Raw genomic sequence first — 18,125 nt, 5'->3', positions numbered from 1 at the left:
TTTGAAATTTTACAGTTAGTAAGATGTATTCATTCGAGATTTGTTGAGTAAAAAACTAGCAATAGCTACCGCCGCAATCAACAACATGAAAGTACAAACGACCAGTGCAGCCCCATACCCAAAGTCTAAGTAGCGCATGACGGTAGAGTAAATGTAGAGTGATACGACTTCTGTAGCACCACCAGGACCACCTCCGGTCATCACAGCAATCAAGTCGAAAACCCCAAAAGCTTGAGCAAAGCGAAACAGCATCGCAATGAGAATTTGTGGCATCAAAAGGGGTAGAGTCATTTGATAGAAGCTTTGCCAAGGTGTCGCGCCATCAATCGCGTGAGCTTCGTACAAATCTGGCGAAATCGACTGCAAACCAGCTAATAGCAAGATACTAATAAATGGAGTTGTTTTCCAGACATCTGCAACTATCACGGCTATCATCGCCAGTGTTGGTTCTCCCAACCAGTTAATTCCAGTTTTCATCAAATTCAGCCGCAACAGAAGGTCATTAACAACCCCAAACTGGTCATTAAAAATCCACGCCCAGGCAAGACCAATAAGAGCAGTGGGCAAAGCCCAAGGTAAAATAGCGATTGTACGCACAACACCCCGTCCAAAAAACCGCTGATTCAAAACCAGAGCAATACCGAGTCCTAGCAGTAGTTCTACCACCACGGTGATTATGGTGAATACTGTTGTTGTCCAGAAACTTTGCCAGAAACGACCATCTCCTGCTATCCGCGCGTAGTTTTCCCATCCAGAAAAGACGGGTTGCAGCTTCGTTCCCAAATTTTGAGTAAAGAAACTTAACCAAAAAGCACGAACTATTGGATAGCCGAAGACAAACAACAGCAACAGTAAGGCGGGTAGTAAGAAAATCCACGCCGTTCGTTGTTCTCGACTTCGTATTGTTTGTATGTTACTCATTGGTCATAGGTTATTAATTATTAATTGTACAGACGCGTTATGGCACGTCTGTATATTAGTTATAGAGGTTTGCCTTTGCATTCAATAAAGTTGTTGTGGGGCGAACCGGACAGTTCGCTTATAGTTAAGAATGGGTGCGACGCCTATCCCACAAGAAAATCCGCGAGCAGCATTGTGCAGGAGTGGTTAATAATTACAACAAAATACAGGATTTAACCAAACTCTATTGACGGTATTTCATGAGATACTTTCAGAATTTCATCCCAAATTCTGCAACTTGAGTTGTTGGCTTGGTGTATCTTTATTCTTAGTGTATCCTTACAAGGGAAAGATGTACCCTTTTCAATGAGTTCCAGCGTAACTTATGAGACTCGGATTACTTAATCAAGTGTTGACAAGAGTTACCAAATCCTTTGTCATAGCCTCACTTGGTGCAATTGCCGCAATTGCAACGATCAATCAGAAAAGCTACGCTAATGACAATAAGTTCTTCTGCGGTCAGAGCAACGGTGCTCCCGTAACGATGGTTCGTACTTCACGAGGCAATGAACCATTCATTCGTTGGGTCGTTAAAGATTTCAGTAATTCAGGGTTCACACCGCAGAAACGCTGTGAGATGGTTTCTGCAAGATTCCAGCGCTATTATGACAACGGCACGCTGTACATCACAAGTAGAAATGATTCTCAAGGTTATCCAGTGCTGTGTATCGCCGATCGCAAGGGTGGTTCTTGTTTACCTGACAACGTGCTTGTTACCCTCAAGCCTGGAACAGATACCGGGCGTGTTCTCAGACAAATTCTTGATTTTCGCCGTGGTGCCGATGTAAAACCTGTTGAACTCAGTGGCAGTCATTACGAATCATACTCTGATGGTGATCTCTATGTGGATGTCAAGCAACTTGTAGATCAAGTTGACACTGAGGAAGGTAGTGAATCTGCTGCAACCAACACTCCTAATGGAGATCTTTATCTGGATGTCAATCAAGTTGTAGATCAAGGTGACAGCGAGGGAGGTAGTGAATCTGCTACAACCAACACTCGTAGTTGAGTATCACTTTAGCTTCGTTTTTTATTCTCACTCAGTTCGGAGTCAGGCTAGATGACTTGGAGGTGGCAACGACTACGTCTCAGTTCTAACCTGTTGCTAGTTACCTGTCTTAGTGGAATTGCAATTTCACTGCTACGACAGGTAACAGTTTCTGTTTCTTGCAACTACTTAGATCCCAACCTTGCTAAAGTTTCACAGCCGACAAACCAACTTTCGGCACAACAGGTGCAACAACTAGCTGAGGCAATTACGGTCAAAGTTCTCTCAAACGAGTTACTAGGATCGGGAACTTTGATCAAAAGGGAAGGGCAAGTTTACAGCGTGATCACTAATGCTCATGTCATCAGAGCTGCTAATCCTCCCTATCAAATTCAAACTCCAGATGGACGCATTTACCCAGCTACGCTTTCCAACGCAGTTTTTCAGGATAATGATTTGGCTTTGTTGGAGTTTCGTAGCACAAATGCAATTTATACAGTTGCAACGGTGGGCGATTCAGCGACGTTGACAGTAGGGGATAAGGTGTTTATTGGTGGATTTACCTCAAATGCGGCTGCCGCGCCAGTACCAAGCCAGTTGGAACCCTCCCAAGATCTGAGCGGCGAAAGCCCCCACTCAGGCTTTTCTGCACAACGCAGTGACTCCTCAACCGAAGTTCCCTCCGCAGGCGAAAAGCTTCTCACCCCCCCTCCAGCAGCAAACAGTGGTGTCACAAAAGAATTTCTTTTTACCACTGGTCAAGTTTCTTTGGTGCTAGACAAGGCTTTAGAAGGAGGCTACCAAATCGGGTACACCAATGATATCCGTAAGGGTATGAGTGGGGCACCTTTGCTGAACCATCAGGGTGAGATGGTGGGCATCAATGGATTGCATAAAGACCCACTGTGGGATACTCCTGACTTGTATCATGATGGCTCAGAGCCTTGCAAACCCTTACAGGATCTTATTACTCGCTCCAGCTTGGCAGTGCCTATCAAAACAGTCGTAGAATTGGCTCCATAATTTGTGACATTAGTACCGGATCTGCGTTTACGATAGATGAATTTTGAATTAAGGCAAAGTTCGTGTATTCTCGATCCAACTTTGCAATTGCTGACACTGTCAGAGGTTACAAAACAAAAAGCTGAAATACTTACTAATAAGTAAAGCTAATTAGAGGAAAGATGATGAGGTTTGCTTATGAAATTCCAGTAGTAGTGCTTGGTGCAGCGGCAATTGTGATAGTACAGTCTCCAGTCGTGGTGGGTTTAACCGCAGTAGAGGTTAACAACATTGCTAAGGCGATAACAGTTCGTATAGATGGGTCTAATCCCGGTTCTGGGGTGATTATTAACCGCCAAGGAAATACTTACACTGTCCTCACTAACTGGCATGTGGTCCAACTCAAAGGAGATTATACCATTCAAACCCCTGATGGTCAGCGTTATCAGGTTAATCCTAAACTTGTCAAACCCTTGTCAGAGGTAGATTTGGCAATTGTACAATTCGAGAGCACACAAAGCTATCGTAAACCTGAGCTAGGCAATGCCGAACAGCTCATTGAAGGTACAACGGTTTATGTTGCTGGGTGGGCTGTCGCAGATGCAGTCAGCATAGAAAGTAGCTACCGTTTTGTCGATGGACGCATTTCTGGGCGCTTGTCTACAAATAAGGCTAAAAATGGTTACAGTTTGATATACACAAATACCACCAAACCAGGTATGAGTGGCGGTCCGGTGCTAGATGAGCAGGGACGTTTAGTGGGAATCAACGGACAAGCAATAACCGATATTAGAACTGGAGGGATAGATTTTTTCGGCATTCCTATCAACACCTACTTGCAAGTTTCCTCAGCATTTGTTGGTTCGCTTGTCGCTACAAACAATACAGCTTCTAGCTTGCAAGGTAGCAATTCTCTTGAGCAAAAACCCTCCTCTGTTGTTCCTTCAAAAGTTGACATTCAATCGACATCACAAGTTAGTACTCATGAACTCGAAAATTATCTCAGAGCTTTGTCAGCAATGAAACCAGAGCGTCAAGAAGCATTTGAAGAAATCAGAAAAATTGTTGGTGGTGAGGAAGTTCCAAAAATTGATTGTAACGATCAAGATAGCTTAAATTATCTTCCCCAAGAGGCTAGAGATATAGCGGTAAATTACTGCAAGCGCTCCCAAAAAATACTTGAAGATAATGGTCTGACTTTTGATAGGTTTAATCAAATTACTGCGGAGCTAGAAGAAGATAACTTAAAGCGTCAGGTTGATAATGCTTCACCAAAATTGCAAATGAGTCCTGGGAGTCAGCACGTAGAATTACGGTTTCTTAACAATTTTTAATATGCAATCTCTTTTCTAATCATTCTTCAGAATTTGGAATGAATTAATCATCTTTTCTGCTATTGGTAGAAAGTTAGAATATTGTGATGATTCTGCTGTATAAGTGATGTAGTAAGCTTTATTGTGTCTTACAGTCCCAGTCTCCATAACTCGTAAATGACATTTACCATCTTGGCGAGTATAAATTAACTTATAAGCTCTAAAGTTTGACAACGTAGTTGTTGGAGATGACTCATCAGTGATATGAGTGCTTGGGTTATTATTCTTAATTTTTTTTACAGCTAAGTTTTTATATTCCTCTAGAGACAGTAATTTTTTTGGTAAGTCGTTAATACGTATAGCCATCTCCAGTGGACAGGAATGTGACAAATTTTTATCGGTGGGAAAGAATTCAGCAACCTCTCCAAAGAAATCACCTTGTTCTTGTTTTATCCAACCTTCCGCATATTTAATTTTTATATCATATTGAGAATTTTCATAACTTAAGAAATTTATATTGTGTTTTGGTTCTCTCAATTTATAGAACTGGTAAAAAAATGCGATCAAAAGGGCCACTGATGTGGCTATTCCCACTCCAATTAAAGCTTTCTTAAGTGGCGATGTCGATGATAGCTCCTTGATGGCTTGCAACGCCTCATTTGCTGAGTAGTAGCGCTCACGGAAGTCATAGCACACCATCTTGTCTAGTATATTTGCTAATTGAGGACTGACCTGTGCGCGATCGCGCCAAATAATCTCTCCTGTCGTGGGGTATGTTGTATCGGCGGGGTATGTTGTCAGTTCCCCACCTTCTTGAGAATCGGGATGTATTCCTGTCAAAGCTTGGATACAAATGATACCAAGTGCGTAAATATCGCTACTAAATTTTGGATTACCATTTGCTTGTTCGCTGGGCATATAACCACGAGTGCCAATTGCCAGAGTAAAAGTCGTTTCTCCCTGAGAATTAACTACCTGAGTAGAGATTTGATTGACTGCACCAAAGTCAATCAACACAATTTTGCCATCTGACAGACGCCGTCGGATATTGGAGGGTTTTATATCGCAGTGAATCACCCCTTGCTGGTGGACAAAAGCTAAAACCTCTAAAATATCTTGTAAAAGTTGAACCACAAAAGCTTCACTCAGTGGTTTTCCTGGAAGCATTTCTTCATTGAGGTCGTGACCTTCAATAAATTCCTGAACTAAATAAAATTCTTGATTTTCCTCAAAGTGAGCTAATAGTCGCGGAATTTGGTCATGGTTTCCTAATTGTTCTAAAGTCTGGGCTTCCTGCACAAACAGAGTTTTTCCAGCCTGCAAGGTCTTCTCATCGGTAGCTATCGGTTTAAATTGCTTGATAACACATTGAGGATTTCCCGGTCGTTGTGTATCTTCAGCTATAAAAGTGACAGCAAATCCCCCTTTTCCTATCTGTTGGATAATTCGGTAACGTCCTCCTATCGTTTGACTCATCATTACACTCACCGTATATCCTGAAAGTTGCACTTTGTTGGAGTTGTTAATCATGACAAAATACAGGACTTATACAAGTTATATAATGTTAGGCTGAGTTTATGTCTGTGTAAACAAACGCTTAGAAGGAAGCTTTTTACAGGTTGTAATCTGCAATACAAAGTTGGGGAATGAGTTGCTTAAAGCTAGCGCACAAAGCTTAAAGCTGGGTAGATTCACAAGTTGACAGACATAGTCCACGCTACCAACTCAACGAGCTATCATACCACTGCCCCTACTAGATGACGTTGCTCAGTTGGCTGGGGGTGTGATTGAAGAGTTTAGTCTTGCGTGTAAAGGGACACACTTGCGGAATCAGATTAGCAATCTGTCGAGCCGTCTTGGAATTATGGATCTCGGTACTCAGCACTCCCCCACACCCTATTTTCCACCTGCTAACAGTCGTCTGGTTTCACTAGCAGCAGCTTGCATCGCTGTTTCAGGTGTCATACGATTTGTCAAGGCAGCACTGAGGTAACGTTGCAAAATATCTGATGTTTGAGCATATTGAGCGATAGGTGGACGTAAAACTGCTCTATCAACTATTTCCAGTAGCTTAGGATAGTGAGGGTATTTGCTGACAATTTTTGGGTCTGTAAATAATGAGCGTCGGCTTGGCACAAAACCCGCGTCCAAAATAAATTGGCGTTGTGCTTGTTCACTCGTGAAGTACTGAATTGCTTTCCAGGCTTCTTTCGGATGTTTGGAAGATTTGGCAATTCCCAAACCCCAACCTCCCAAACAAGCTCCTCCACTGTTACCAGGGGTGGAAAGCATTGGTTTAATCCCAATTTTACCTTTGATGGGTGAATCTTCACTATTGGCTAGAGGCCAAACATAGGGCCAACTGCGTAGAAATGCTGCTTCACCGCTTTGGAAAAAGCGCCTGGTTTCTTCTTCCTGGTACGTTGTCACTCCACCAGGAGAGATACCCTCCTGTATTGTGTCTTTGAGAAACGCGATCGCCTTTAATGTCTCGGGTTTATCTAGTCCAACTTCTAAGGTAGCGGGATTGACCCAAAATCCCCCAAAACCTTCCAAAACTTCCACAAACATAGCAGCAAGTCCCTCATACTGGCGACCTTGCCAAACATAACCCCAATTAATTTTGCCTTGTTCTTTTAATGACTTAGAAATTTTGAGCAAATCTCCAAAGGTGTCTGGCGGTTGATAACCTGCTTGCTTGAGCAAGTCTTCCCGGTAGTAAAAGACTCCAACATCGCTCCGCATGGGAATTCGATATAATTTGCCTTCGTAACGTCCCCCTTCTACGTCTTTGGGCGAGAATGCTGCTAACTCTTCTTTTGTCAAGCGATCGCCCAGATCTAACAACCACCCAGCAGCAGCAAACTTGGGTGTCCAAATGACATCCATATTCACCAAGTCATAAGGAGAATCACCCAAGATAAATGCTGAAGTATAGAGGTCTTCGAGCAAATTTGCAGCATTTGGACCTTCAATAAGATTGATGCGAATGCCCGGATTTTTTGTTTCAAAGTCTTTGATTATGCCTTGCTTCCAAGGTGGGGCATCAAGAGCAGTAATCAACATATTCAGGACTACTGGTTGCTGCGATAAGGCTTGCGATATAGAAAATAAGATGATGCTCAGTAAAACAGCCAAAAACATCCCTAAGCGAGATTTAAGTTTTTGTAATATCTTTTCCAACATTTTTTAGTGAAATAACAATATCTTCTAATAATTACTTTATATTTTTTTATGAAAACACTGGAATATTACTTATAACATATTTTATATAAAAAGTAGTTTATATCGTAATTTTATGATAAATTCAAATACGATTAAGCACTTTTCAAAAATATCTACTTTCAGACTATGCTAAAACGCATTTACATTTTTTTACATAGAGGCGAGTAACTAGTGCAGGACGGTAGAAATAACTAGACAGTTAGATATAGGTGAAAACCCGGTTATGTAAGTCTTTTTCTCTCCTGATTCCTGACGAATGACTTCTGACTCCTAGCACTAGCTATTATGACTTAATAAAAATCGCTCCTATCATCTAGTACCTACTCACAAATTACCTGGGACTAAGTAAACTCTCTTCAAGTAAATTGACATCTTCCTTAAGATATGAAAAATTTAAAAAAGGCTCTTTTACTTTAAGAGGTTGAATAAACTCAAGTCGTCATGCTATCAGTTGTAACAAAGCCTATTGAAATTGAACGGCACGCATTTTCCACGGGATGCCGCAAACTTTGTCCCAAGGTGATAGTCATGTCAGAGGAAGTTTTCTTGAAACAGGCTTTAGGGTTTTTATCTGTCATTTATTCCTGAACATCTGTCATTTATTCCTGAAAAAATAGAACATTATACCACAAAATAACTCTACTTATGTAGCTTCATTCTGTAGACTTAAAGCTACTAAAAAAGCTCTTGCGAGATTAATTGAACAACTGTATTCTTTCAGTGTCTTCTCTCAAACTATCCACAAAATATAATAGTATCAGGGCAGCCAAAAAGTGCTGTTCTCCTGGTGAATTAAGCGATATCGGTTCCTGATTGTTGTATGTGTTCTCAGTTAATGACCTCATCAGGAGGATTGGGAGTGGATAGAGGATTGAGTGTGGATAACTGATGGTATCCACATTCAAGCAATATGCAATGACAAACATTTAACAGTATCGAGTATCCAAAGCCTAGAAATTCCCTGGCTAGAGGAAGAGCTTTGTCACTCGCTAATGGTGTCATAAGTAAAAAACACCATCAATTTCACCCTATGACTTATGGAATGCAGGTTCTTGGCATATTGGTTCAAGAATCTATTGGGCTAGAACCAACAACTGGGTGAAAAGTTCATCTTTAGTGGTGATGGATTTTGATAAACATCCAGGAATATCTGACGAAACCATGAGATTTAAATTATGTCAAGCAAATTCATTCTTAATAGTTTCACAAGGAATTCGACCCTTATTTCATTGGAATTAGGAGACATTCTGATTGCAGTGCGTGGTAGTGTTGCCAATATCACCGTTGCCTTGGATTTTTTCGATAGACCTGACCCTAGTGTGTTCCAGCTACTGCAACCCATTACCGACTTCATCCAAGATTGTCTAACAGATTACCCGCATTTCGACTTCTTTGAGGTCATCAATGCTAATCTCGCTTCTGGGCTACTTTCTAATTCAGATTTAGGGTTGTCATCAGTACTGGACTCGTTAACCGTGACACTTGATGTTGCACCGACAAACGTGATTCCTTTCCCGTTTGCGAACACAATCACTTGTACCCCTGCTGGTAATAGCAATGGACTTGTCGTGTTTAAGTTAGAAGATATCTTGATTCCGGCGAGTGACAGTGTTGCCGATGTTTTTGTCAGCCTGGATTACATAGATGGATTGGACTTGAGTGGATTTAAGCCACTACAACCAATCATTGACTTTATCAAATATTCTCTTGCAGATTACCGCAATTCTGACTTGTTTGAAGTGATCAACGGTAATCTCGCCTTTGGGCTACTTTCTAATTCTGAGCTAGGTTTGTCATCAGTACTAGATTCCCTAACTATTACACTTAGTATCGAACAAGGAGGAGTGATTCCTTTCCCTTTTACTAACACAGTGACTGCCACCTCAAAAAGGATAACTCAACTCTCTGCCCTGGCAGATTATTTAATGAGCGATAGCGCTGAACAGTTAGTCAGTTCCTCCTACAAGAATATTAATGGGAAAACACTGAAGCGATTTTGGTGATTAAGCGTTCCCACTTGTTGAAGACGGTGCTGACTGAATTAGTTATCATTTCATCTAAAAAATCCGAAGAAGACCTCAAGTTATGTAACCGTACTCAGGGTAATACCTGAGTGATTTTATATGGTTAACAGTTATCAGTTGTTAGTCATAACCTCATTTATCTAAATTTCTCTCAAAAGTTTCTTGTGATGGAGATGAAACAACCTGTTGATTTATTTTTTGATGGCGTGTTTGCCATTCAGTGTAGAAAAAGAGAATGGCTAGCAAAATGTAGCCAACAGCCCAAGGTGTTCCAGTTCCAAAACCCAAATTGACAACAGTATCTGCTACAGTCCAGTGGTAGCTATGCATCAAGCCAACCCAAGAAAGTAAAGCAGCTGCAATAGACCAATAGGCGGCTTTGCGGAAGTCTCGCTCAATAATATAAACTGTGATACCAGCCAAAATCATCGCTGAAAAAATAAACCCCTGCTCCAAAGCAAAAGCACCATCAATATACGTATCACTCAGCTTAAACTGCTCAATCAAGGCTGGTGTTAAGGGTTTTTCTAGAGTCCCTAAACCTGCTGCCCGTAGAGCATTTTTGGCAATTAATGCACCCCAGCCTGCAATACCTGGTAACAAACCTACAACAACAGCAGGGGCATGGTGAGGAGGAGTTGCTGTGAAGCTTTGAGCCACAATCACAATGCCAATCCACAACACAATTGCCATTCCGGCTTCAATGGGGACAAAATAGGCAAGTAACGCAACGGTTCCTGTTAGGCACAGCAAGCCCATAAAAATACCATTGAGAATGGAGTAACCAACTCTTGCCCCCAAAGCTTTCCAACCAGGATGTCCAATATAAATGGTGGTTGGAAAACAGGAACCACAAACAGCGGCAACAAGCGTACCAATGCCATTAGCTGCAAGACTTGGAGTAGCAGGATAAGCATCTCCAGCCGCTTCAGCACTCTCTAAATTTTGAAGACTACCGACAAGGTTAAAAAGCCCCATTGGTAAGATGATACTGAAATAGTCTAATAAGACTGCGCGACTGTTCCACAATTTCCCTAGCCATAACCCTGGCAAGTAAACTCCTACTGGTTGTAGTGCAGTGACGAACTTGGTGTTATCCCAACTGACCAAACCTGTACCCCACGCTAAACCGATTCCCAAAAGAACTGCCAATAACCCACCAGGGATGACAAATCGAACTTGTCCAAAGTAGGTAATCAGAATAACGCCTAAGGGAACTAAACCCACTACAGGATTGGCAAAAGTCCGAAACAAAAAGCCAATGGCAATGAAGGTGATGGCAATACCACCCAAAGTTGAAAGCATCGCCGCACGAGGAGCAAGACGGCGCAGAGGATTACCAATCCATGCTCCTGCTAATTCAATCAAACCTGAACCCAAGCAAGCCACCAAACCGGCTTGCCATGCTAGTTCAGCAGCCTGTTCTGAAGATGCACCTTGAGCGATCGCCGCTAACCGCACAGGTAACATAACTAGAAATATATAAGCAAAAAGGCTCACGGTATTGATGCCATAGGGCAAAGCAGTGATATCATCTCGTTGCTCCCGTTGACCTTTTTGGTAAGCTAACCAACCATAATAGAAGTTACCAACAATTAAACTGAAAGCAATTCCTGGCAAAATGCGTCCATATACCAGGAAGCCAGGAAAACCAAGCACCCCTTGACACAAATTGACAATCAACAAAATTTGAATCAAGTTGTCGAGAAAAAGCCCAAATAAACCATCTATGTCTCTGCGAACAAACCAGCGAGGAACCTTTTGTGTTGCCATTTCCATCGTCTACTTTTGCCTTGACAATTTTTGCAGTAGTCTTGTCGCTTTCAGTTTATAACCAAGTTCAGAGATTATCTTATAAGGTTCATAGTTTATCAGGTCTAGTCTCAATTTTCCTGAAGAATTTTAGGTTTAACCATGACTACATTACCGCAACAGAAATAGAAAAGAACCTAGCAAACTCAATGTAACGCAGGCATGACAGGCAAGGTAAACTGATTGAATTGACTAATATAGTTAAGCCACGCTTTCCTTGAAAAAATAGTCCTATGCCTGCGTTTTTATTAGAAGTTGGTACAGAAGAACTACCTGCAAGCTTTCTCCGTGACGCCATCGCGCAGTGGAAATCCCGTATTCCCGAAACTCTGGAAGAAAACAGCCTCAAAGCAGATGCTGTGGAAGTTTACGGGACTCCCCGCCGTCTAGCTGTACTCATCAAAGGTCTACCATCCCAACAAAGCGACCGTGAAGAGGAAGTTAAAGGTCCCCCCGCCCAAGCAGCTTTCAAAGATGGGAAACCGACGCCAGCAGCGCAAGGCTTTGCCAAAAAGCAAGGTGTGGAACTCGACGCCTTGGAAGTTCGCGCCACTGATAAAGGGAATTTTGTCTTTGTACAGAAAGTAACCCCCGGTCGTCCTATAGCGGAAATTTTGACAGAACTTGTACCCCAATGGATTTGGAGTTTAGAAGGGAAACGATTGATGCGTTGGGGTGATGGGGATCAGAAATTTTCCCGACCCATTCGTTGGTTGGTTGCTTTGTTAGATGAGGCGGTGCTGCCCATAAAATTAGAAAATGGTTCGCAGACGCTAAAGAGCGATGGCATCTCCCACGGTCATCGCGTCTTGCATCCAGAACCCGTGACCATTGCCCACGCTACTGATTATGTCACTACACTTCGCTCTGCATATGTCGTAGTTGATACCGAAGAACGGAAAAATACCATCACACAGCAAGTCAAAGAATCTGTACAAAAACTGGATGGCTATGCAGAGATTTACCCAGATTTATTAGAGGAAGTCACAAATCTCGTAGAATTTCCCTCAGCAGTTGTCGGCAAATTTGAACAAGAATTTTTGAACTTGCCTACTGAGGTGATTACCACTGTTATGGTGAGTCACCAGCGTTATTTTCCTGTGTTTAGAGCTACAAATACCAAGGAATTACTCCCAAATTTTGTCACAATTTCTAACGGTGACACGGCTAAATCAGACATTATTGCTGTGGGCAATGAAAGAGTTATCCGCGCACGTTTAGCCGATGGCCGATTTTTCTACGACGCTGATTTAGAAAAACCTTTGGAAAGCTTTTTACCTCAGTTGGAAACAGTTACTTTCCAAGAGGATTTGGGTTCAGTCCGTGCCAAAGTAGACCGCATTTGCAATATTGCCAAGCTTATCACAGAACAACTGCAATTAAGCGACAAGGAACAGGAAAATATTCAAAGAGCAGCTTTGCTCTGTAAAGCTGATTTAGTCAGCCAAATGGTCTATGAATTTCCTGAATTACAGGGAGTTATGGGACAAAAATATGCATTATTCAGTGGAGAAGATGAAGCAGTTGCAACGGCAATTTTTGAACATTATCTACCTCGCGGGGCAGATGACATTTTTCCCAAAAGTTTGCCAGGTCAAGTTGTCGGTTTAGCAGATAGACTAGACACATTAGTTAGCATCTTTGGATTGGGGTTAATACCCACAGGTTCTTCTGATCCCTTTGCCTTGCGACGGGCTGCAAATGCGATCGTAAACATTACATGGACAGCTAATTTGCCAATCAATTTGCAACAGTTGCTGGAAAAAATCGCTACAGATTTCGCTAATAAACGTCACAAAGAAAGGAATCAGTTAGTTGCTGCTTTACAAGAATTTTTCCTGCAACGCATCCGGACTTTGCTGCAAGAAGAAAAACAGATTGACTATGATTTGGTAAATGCAGTTTTGGGAGAAAATGACCCAGAATATGCACAAAGGGCGTTACAGGATTTATTAGATGTGCGCGATCGCGCAACCTTCCTCCAACAAATCCGCAATGATGGTACTTTAGATAACATCTACGAAACCGTCAACCGTTCCACCCGTTTAGCAGCTCAAGGAGATTTGGATACAAAACAACTTGATCCAACATCTGTAGTTCGCACTTCCCTCTTTCAAAAACCTTCAGAGGAAGCTTTTTACAATGCCATGGTGGATTTAGTCCCACAAACTCAAGCTGCACAACAATCAAGAAACTATCGGCAGTTAGTAACAGCACTCTTGCAAATTACCCCCACCGTCAGCAACTTTTTTGACGGTCCAGAAAGTGTTTTAGTCATGGACCCTAATCCAGAAATCAAACGTAATAGGTTAAATTTGCTCGGATTAGTTCGCAATCATACCCGTGTGTTAGCGGATTTTGGTACAATAGTCAAAAATTTGTAGCATTTGTGAAAAAGTTGTGTGATTTTAGCAAATAAACGCTACGATATGAGTGCTTAACCAGGGACCTCTGCCACAGTCTATGCCCAAAGCCCACGTCATTGGATTAGGAAAGTCCGGTATTGCTGCGGCGAGATTGTTGAAACAGGAAGGTTGGGAGGTGGAGATCGGCGATCGCAACACCTCCGAAAACTTCCTGAAGCAACAACAAGAACTTGCCGCAGAACAAATAACCGTTAAATTGGGGTATTCCCTGCAACTCCATGATTCAGATTTACCCCAACTGATAGTTGTTAGTCCCGGCGTACCTTGGGATATAGGTGTATTAAATAAGGCACGAGAATTGGGCATTGAAACCATTGGGGAAATGGAACTCGCTTGGCGACATTTGCAATCAGTACCCTGGGTAGCCATTACTGGCACAAATGGTAAAACCACTACCACATCCTTAATTGCCGCGATTTTTCAACAAGCAGGATTTCACGCTCCCGCCTGCGGTAACATTGGCTACGCTGCTTGCGAAGTTGCGCTTTCTTTGGATAAGGGACAAGGGGAGGAAAATACGTCCTCATTCGCTTCATCTGTCTCATCTCCCTCATCTGGCCATACCCAAATAGACTGGGTCATTGCAGAAATGAGCAGCTATCAAATAGAATCATCTTCCTCTGTTGCGCCTCACATCGGCGTGTGGACAACTTTCACACCAGATCACCTCAGTCGCCATAAAACTATAGAGAACTACTACAACATTAAAGCGCACCTGCTGCGTCAGTCTCAGTTGCAAGTTTTCAACGGTGACGACCCATATTTAAGGAAAGTGGGTGTAAGAGATTGGTCTGATGCCTATTGGACAAGCGTTAAAGGTAAAGATGGTTTGATAGGTGATAAAGGCTATTACATTGAAGATGGTTGGGTTGTAGAGACGAGAGGTGGCGCGTCTCTACAAGATGAATGCATTGTAGAAGTTTCTGCTTTGCGGATGGTAGGAGAACACAACCTGCAAAATCTGCTGGTATCTGTTGCAGCCGCACGTTTAGCGGGAATTGATCAAGATGCAATTTCCCGCGCCATCAGTGAATTCCCTGGTGTTTCCCATCGTTTAGAACACATTTGTACCTGGGAAGGCATTGATTTTATCAACGACAGCAAAGCGACGAACTACGATGCAGCTGAAGTTGGGTTAGTATCCGTTAAAAGTCCAGTCATTTTAATTGCTGGTGGCGAAGCCAAAGCCGGTGATGATAATGGCTGGATGACAAAAATTAAAGACAAAGCCGCTTCTGTATTACTGATTGGTAGTGCTGCACCTGCATTTGCTAAACGCCTGCAAGAAGTAGGCTATCACAGTTACGAAATTGTAGAAACAATGGAGAAGGCTGTTCCCAGGTCAGCGGAATTGGCAAAACAGTATCAAGCGCCTGTGGTGCTCCTCTCTCCTGCTTGTGCCAGTTTCGACCAATACGCCAATTTTGAACAACGGGGCGACCATTTTCGGCAGTTGTGTTTGGATCTTGTATAGAGACGCTTCAAATAGCGCGTCTTTACGTCTGAATAAAAATGGACTTACTCTTGTTACAGCCGTCTGCATTTAAATAGACTACCTGACGGGGTGACAAAGAAGCTACAAAGGAGACTGGATAAGAGACATAGCACGTAGACCCTTCTGAAAATAGGGTAGTTTACCAGGCTTTAAACGCATCAACGATTTGCTACAGCAGGGAACCCTGAGTGTGAAGTCCAACGGTGCTGTACGCATCCGTAGTGATGCTGATGTTAATAATGCACCGATGATCTGCGCCTTCCAACGCGCTGGGTACAGACAGTTTGCCTCCAGAAGAGAATACTGCTATTCGATGAGGTCATCACTTCTGCCCTAAGTACGGGAGTAAGTTGTAAAAAGTCCTGAGTCAGTTCCTGTGACTACTCAGCACTCATCACTCAAAACTCAGGACTAATTAGAAATTGGCACATTATTAAACGCTGCTGTATCTGGCACAAACACGTCTAAACTGTTAACACCCTCGGGAATCCTTAACCAAACATAGGCATCAGCTGAGGCATTGGGACGCAAAGAAGATAGACCAACACTACCCGTTGAGCGCTGCAAGTTAACAGTTTTATAGGTTTCGCTCGTATCAGGATTACGGGCTGTTGTACTACCAACCGATATAATGTCACTGCCACCAACTCCATCCGAAGCAAGACGACGGATACGCATCTGCACATTCACCACATCACGATTGGCAGTTTCTGGATCTTTAATCCGCTTTACCGAAAGTAACTCCACTTGTACCTTTTTACCAAAAGCAGGCTGTACAAATTGACCAGGTTTAATAGCAGTACTAGCCGCGGCTGATTGTGGCTTTGAAGAAGTGGTTTCAGTGTCGGTTGTGGATTGTGCCGTTTTATCCGCAGATGAAGACGTTTCCAGTGGATTAGGCGAGATGTTAGGAGGAGCAGTACTGGTTTCTTCTACACTGGAAGCCTTTTGGGTAGAAGTGGTGACGCTACTGCTACCAGGATTAGCAACATTCAGCGTTTGTTGCAGAGTAAAAACTTGGTAAGCCGTATAGCCACTACATAATAAAGCCAAAGTCGAGAGTAAGACAGCTACACTAGATAGGAATGTACTCACAGCGTAACCTCTACATCGTGTTTGTGCATATACAAGTTTGTTAATCTCTCGATTTTGTCATGCCATGAGTACATTTGGTGAATGACTTGCATACTAGTTGTCTAAGTTACGAGTGTACTGCGTCAGTCATCATACCGATATACTTTTATCTTCGGAAAGAGGTTTATGTTTCTTTAACCAAACTTATTATTAAATTCAGAAATATCTGTGAAAAATGAGGTTTTTAAATATACCTTTCTTCAAAGCTCTAGCTTTGGTCGCTTTCGCTGATACCAAGAATTCTGAGCTCATCACCTTTATTTAAAACTTTTCCTGCTTCTGATGCAGGTATATTTGTATTCACGCTTAACCTGAAGAAATGATTAAAGCGGGTTGGCGTTGTCCAAGGTGGTAGAGACTCCTTACGCCTACTCACAAATATCTTCTGAAAATTGGTTGTTAGTTTCCCTGTCTGAGAATCTCTTGCGGGAACAACGCAACGCTGACAAGGATTTATCCCTTCAAACAAGACTTCTCCCACTTGAAATTGAACAAAACCCCCAGCTTCAGTAAATAATTGGTCTTCCCAAAACGGTGGGACTCCACCAATCTCTATATTTGCTCGTAGGCGGAGTCGCATTTCATCGACACTGATTTCAGGATACCAGGAAGCGACTTCTTCAATTGTGCCTGTGCTTATCACAGTGGGTCCTTTAGCATTAGTATCGTCTGGAAAGCCAGTTATCGTGTTTTGCACAAATTTAACTGCAAAGCCAAAGTAATCGCTTAACCAGGCTTCCAGCAGGATTTGCTCATTATCAACGTGAAAAATAGCTTTTTGGTCAGTCCCTTGAATGTGTAGCGAGAGTGTTTTGAATTCAGCATCAAACCTTGAACGCAGCAAGTGAACCTTGGCATTGCGCTTTCCATTGACAAAATGACCTTGCTCATCAAATATGGCAAATTCTCGGTCATGCTGAAGTGCGCCGCTTTCAAGAATTTTTGCTTGATTTACATCAACTCTGTCGAGAGATTTTATCGGGTAAATAGAAATCGCTGCAAGGTAGGGTGACATAAATAATTCAAAATTCAAAATTCAAAATATGCCCTACGAACATACTACGCCGAGTGTGCAACTCCGATCCAGGAGGCACAAAATGAAGAAAACTTAGTGGTAGCAATTCTTAACTAGGATGCGTCTAGTGCCCTTCTAGATAGGGGGAAAGCAAGAGTTGATGTCGTCTAGTGCCGGACTACTCTGCGGCGGCTGCCACAGATGATTCATAAATGACTGTAAATATTTTTGTCCACCTACTTACCAGGTTATTAATAAAATGAAGCAAGAATTACCTTTTCCCTGTTACACTTGAGGATGGCAAATCTTGAAGAGCCACCAAGAAAAAAGAGGGGACAAGGAAAAAAGAAAAAACATACACGCTTAAGGTTTGTTGAGAAATTCATTCCGACTATTTTTGCGATTCAATATTTTGGGTTGTTCATCTACTCTCTTCTCAGTCTTTGAGGAATCATTAAATAGAGCAACTACTTTCTTTAAAAGTAAGTCTTACGATTCTAAACTCAGTTCTGATTACTCGATTTATGGATCTTAGAGAACAACTTGCTGAACTAGAACACCAGCAGTGGGCACATTGGACACGCTACCTGCTCGACAATTTAACCCCTGAAAACATCGAACGATGGCGTCAGCAAATCGATACTCCGTACTCTAAGCTATCTGAAGCAGAAAAAGACAGTGACAGGAATTGGGCAGATAAAGTATTAAGGATTATTGAGCAGAAACAGTAA

14 protein-coding genes are annotated in these 18,125 nt (G+C 42.3%); 7 read left to right on the top strand and 7 right to left on the bottom strand.

Annotated elements, in window-relative coordinates; genetic code table 11:
- Positions 1 to 15: 15 nt before the first annotated feature.
- Positions 16 to 921: a carbohydrate ABC transporter permease gene (locus MAS10914_RS0120435; protein ID WP_017317805.1), complete on the bottom strand. Its 906-nt coding sequence runs from the start codon at positions 919 to 921 to the stop codon at positions 16 to 18.
- 364 nt (positions 922 to 1,285) lie between these two features.
- Here MAS10914_RS0120435 and MAS10914_RS30690 point away from each other — a divergent pair, with 364 nt between their 5' ends.
- The 3 genes from MAS10914_RS30690 to MAS10914_RS32240 all read left to right on the top strand — a co-directional run bounded on the left by MAS10914_RS30690 (position 1,286) and on the right by MAS10914_RS32240 (position 4,284).
- Positions 1,286 to 1,969 (top strand): COP23 domain-containing protein, encoded by a 684-nt coding sequence (locus tag MAS10914_RS30690; RefSeq protein ID WP_017317804.1) that lies wholly within the window; start codon positions 1,286 to 1,288, stop codon positions 1,967 to 1,969.
- 51 nt (positions 1,970 to 2,020) lie between these two features.
- A complete protein-coding gene (locus MAS10914_RS32245; RefSeq protein ID WP_017317803.1) occupies positions 2,021 to 2,971 on the top strand; it encodes a S1 family peptidase in 951 nt (316 codons plus the stop codon).
- A gap of 161 nt (positions 2,972 to 3,132) precedes the next feature.
- Positions 3,133 to 4,284: a DUF4168 domain-containing protein gene (locus MAS10914_RS32240; protein ID WP_084786386.1), complete on the top strand. Its 1,152-nt coding sequence runs from the start codon at positions 3,133 to 3,135 to the stop codon at positions 4,282 to 4,284.
- A 15-nt stretch (positions 4,285 to 4,299) separates the two neighbouring features.
- On the opposite strand, the gene MAS10914_RS0120415 is transcribed toward MAS10914_RS32240, so the two are convergent.
- From MAS10914_RS0120415 to MAS10914_RS0120410, 3 genes are all read right to left on the bottom strand, one after another.
- A complete protein-coding gene (locus MAS10914_RS0120415; protein WP_232224203.1) occupies positions 4,300 to 5,793 on the bottom strand; it encodes a serine/threonine-protein kinase in 1,494 nt (497 codons plus the stop codon).
- A 223-nt stretch (positions 5,794 to 6,016) separates the two neighbouring features.
- A complete protein-coding gene (locus tag MAS10914_RS36675) occupies positions 6,017 to 6,148 on the bottom strand; it encodes a Mo-dependent nitrogenase C-terminal domain-containing protein (protein WP_198014994.1) in 132 nt (43 codons plus the stop codon).
- Positions 6,149 to 6,159: 11 nt separating this feature from the next.
- Positions 6,160 to 7,449: an ABC transporter substrate-binding protein gene (locus MAS10914_RS0120410; RefSeq protein WP_017317800.1), complete on the bottom strand. Its 1,290-nt coding sequence runs from the start codon at positions 7,447 to 7,449 to the stop codon at positions 6,160 to 6,162.
- A gap of 1,214 nt (positions 7,450 to 8,663) precedes the next feature.
- Here MAS10914_RS0120410 and MAS10914_RS0120405 point away from each other — a divergent pair.
- On the top strand, positions 8,664 to 9,491 hold the full coding sequence (locus MAS10914_RS0120405; RefSeq protein WP_017317799.1) for a hypothetical protein: 828 nt from the start codon (positions 8,664 to 8,666) through the stop codon (positions 9,489 to 9,491).
- Positions 9,492 to 9,644: 153 nt separating this feature from the next.
- On the opposite strand, the gene MAS10914_RS30670 is transcribed toward MAS10914_RS0120405, so the two are convergent.
- Positions 9,645 to 11,291: a hypothetical protein gene (locus MAS10914_RS30670; protein ID WP_017317798.1), complete on the bottom strand. Its 1,647-nt coding sequence runs from the start codon at positions 11,289 to 11,291 to the stop codon at positions 9,645 to 9,647.
- Positions 11,292 to 11,557: 266 nt separating this feature from the next.
- Here MAS10914_RS30670 and glyS point away from each other — a divergent pair, with 266 nt between their 5' ends.
- Together glyS and murD are read left to right on the top strand one after the other, a co-directional pair.
- Positions 11,558 to 13,708, top strand: coding sequence for a glycine--tRNA ligase subunit beta (gene glyS / locus MAS10914_RS0120395; protein WP_017317797.1), 2,151 nt, complete (start codon positions 11,558 to 11,560; stop codon positions 13,706 to 13,708).
- 79 nt (positions 13,709 to 13,787) lie between these two features.
- Positions 13,788 to 15,224 carry a UDP-N-acetylmuramoyl-L-alanine--D-glutamate ligase gene (murD, locus tag MAS10914_RS0120390; protein ID WP_017317796.1) on the top strand — a complete coding sequence of 479 codons (1,437 nt, stop codon included), beginning with the start codon at positions 13,788 to 13,790 and terminating at the stop codon, positions 15,222 to 15,224.
- 432 nt (positions 15,225 to 15,656) lie between these two features.
- Here murD and MAS10914_RS0120385 read toward each other — a convergent pair whose 3' ends face one another.
- Together MAS10914_RS0120385 and MAS10914_RS0120380 are read right to left on the bottom strand one after the other, a co-directional pair.
- Positions 15,657 to 16,340 (bottom strand): hypothetical protein, encoded by a 684-nt coding sequence (locus MAS10914_RS0120385; RefSeq protein WP_017317795.1) that lies wholly within the window; start codon positions 16,338 to 16,340, stop codon positions 15,657 to 15,659.
- 247 nt (positions 16,341 to 16,587) lie between these two features.
- Entirely contained in the window at positions 16,588 to 17,394 is an 807-nt protein-coding gene (locus tag MAS10914_RS0120380; protein WP_017317794.1) for an MOSC domain-containing protein, read from the bottom strand.
- Between the two features lie 524 nt (positions 17,395 to 17,918).
- Between MAS10914_RS0120380 and MAS10914_RS0120370 the strand changes: the two genes are divergently transcribed.
- Complete coding sequence (locus MAS10914_RS0120370; protein WP_017317792.1) at positions 17,919 to 18,125, top strand: hypothetical protein; 207 nt, start codon at positions 17,919 to 17,921, stop codon at positions 18,123 to 18,125.

It is taken from the genome of Mastigocladopsis repens PCC 10914 (assembly GCF_000315565.1).
Taxonomy (GTDB): domain Bacteria; phylum Cyanobacteriota; class Cyanobacteriia; order Cyanobacteriales; family Nostocaceae; genus Mastigocladopsis; species Mastigocladopsis repens.
Note: the sequence above shows the minus strand (reverse complement) of the source record. Positions and strands in the feature narration are given on the sequence as shown.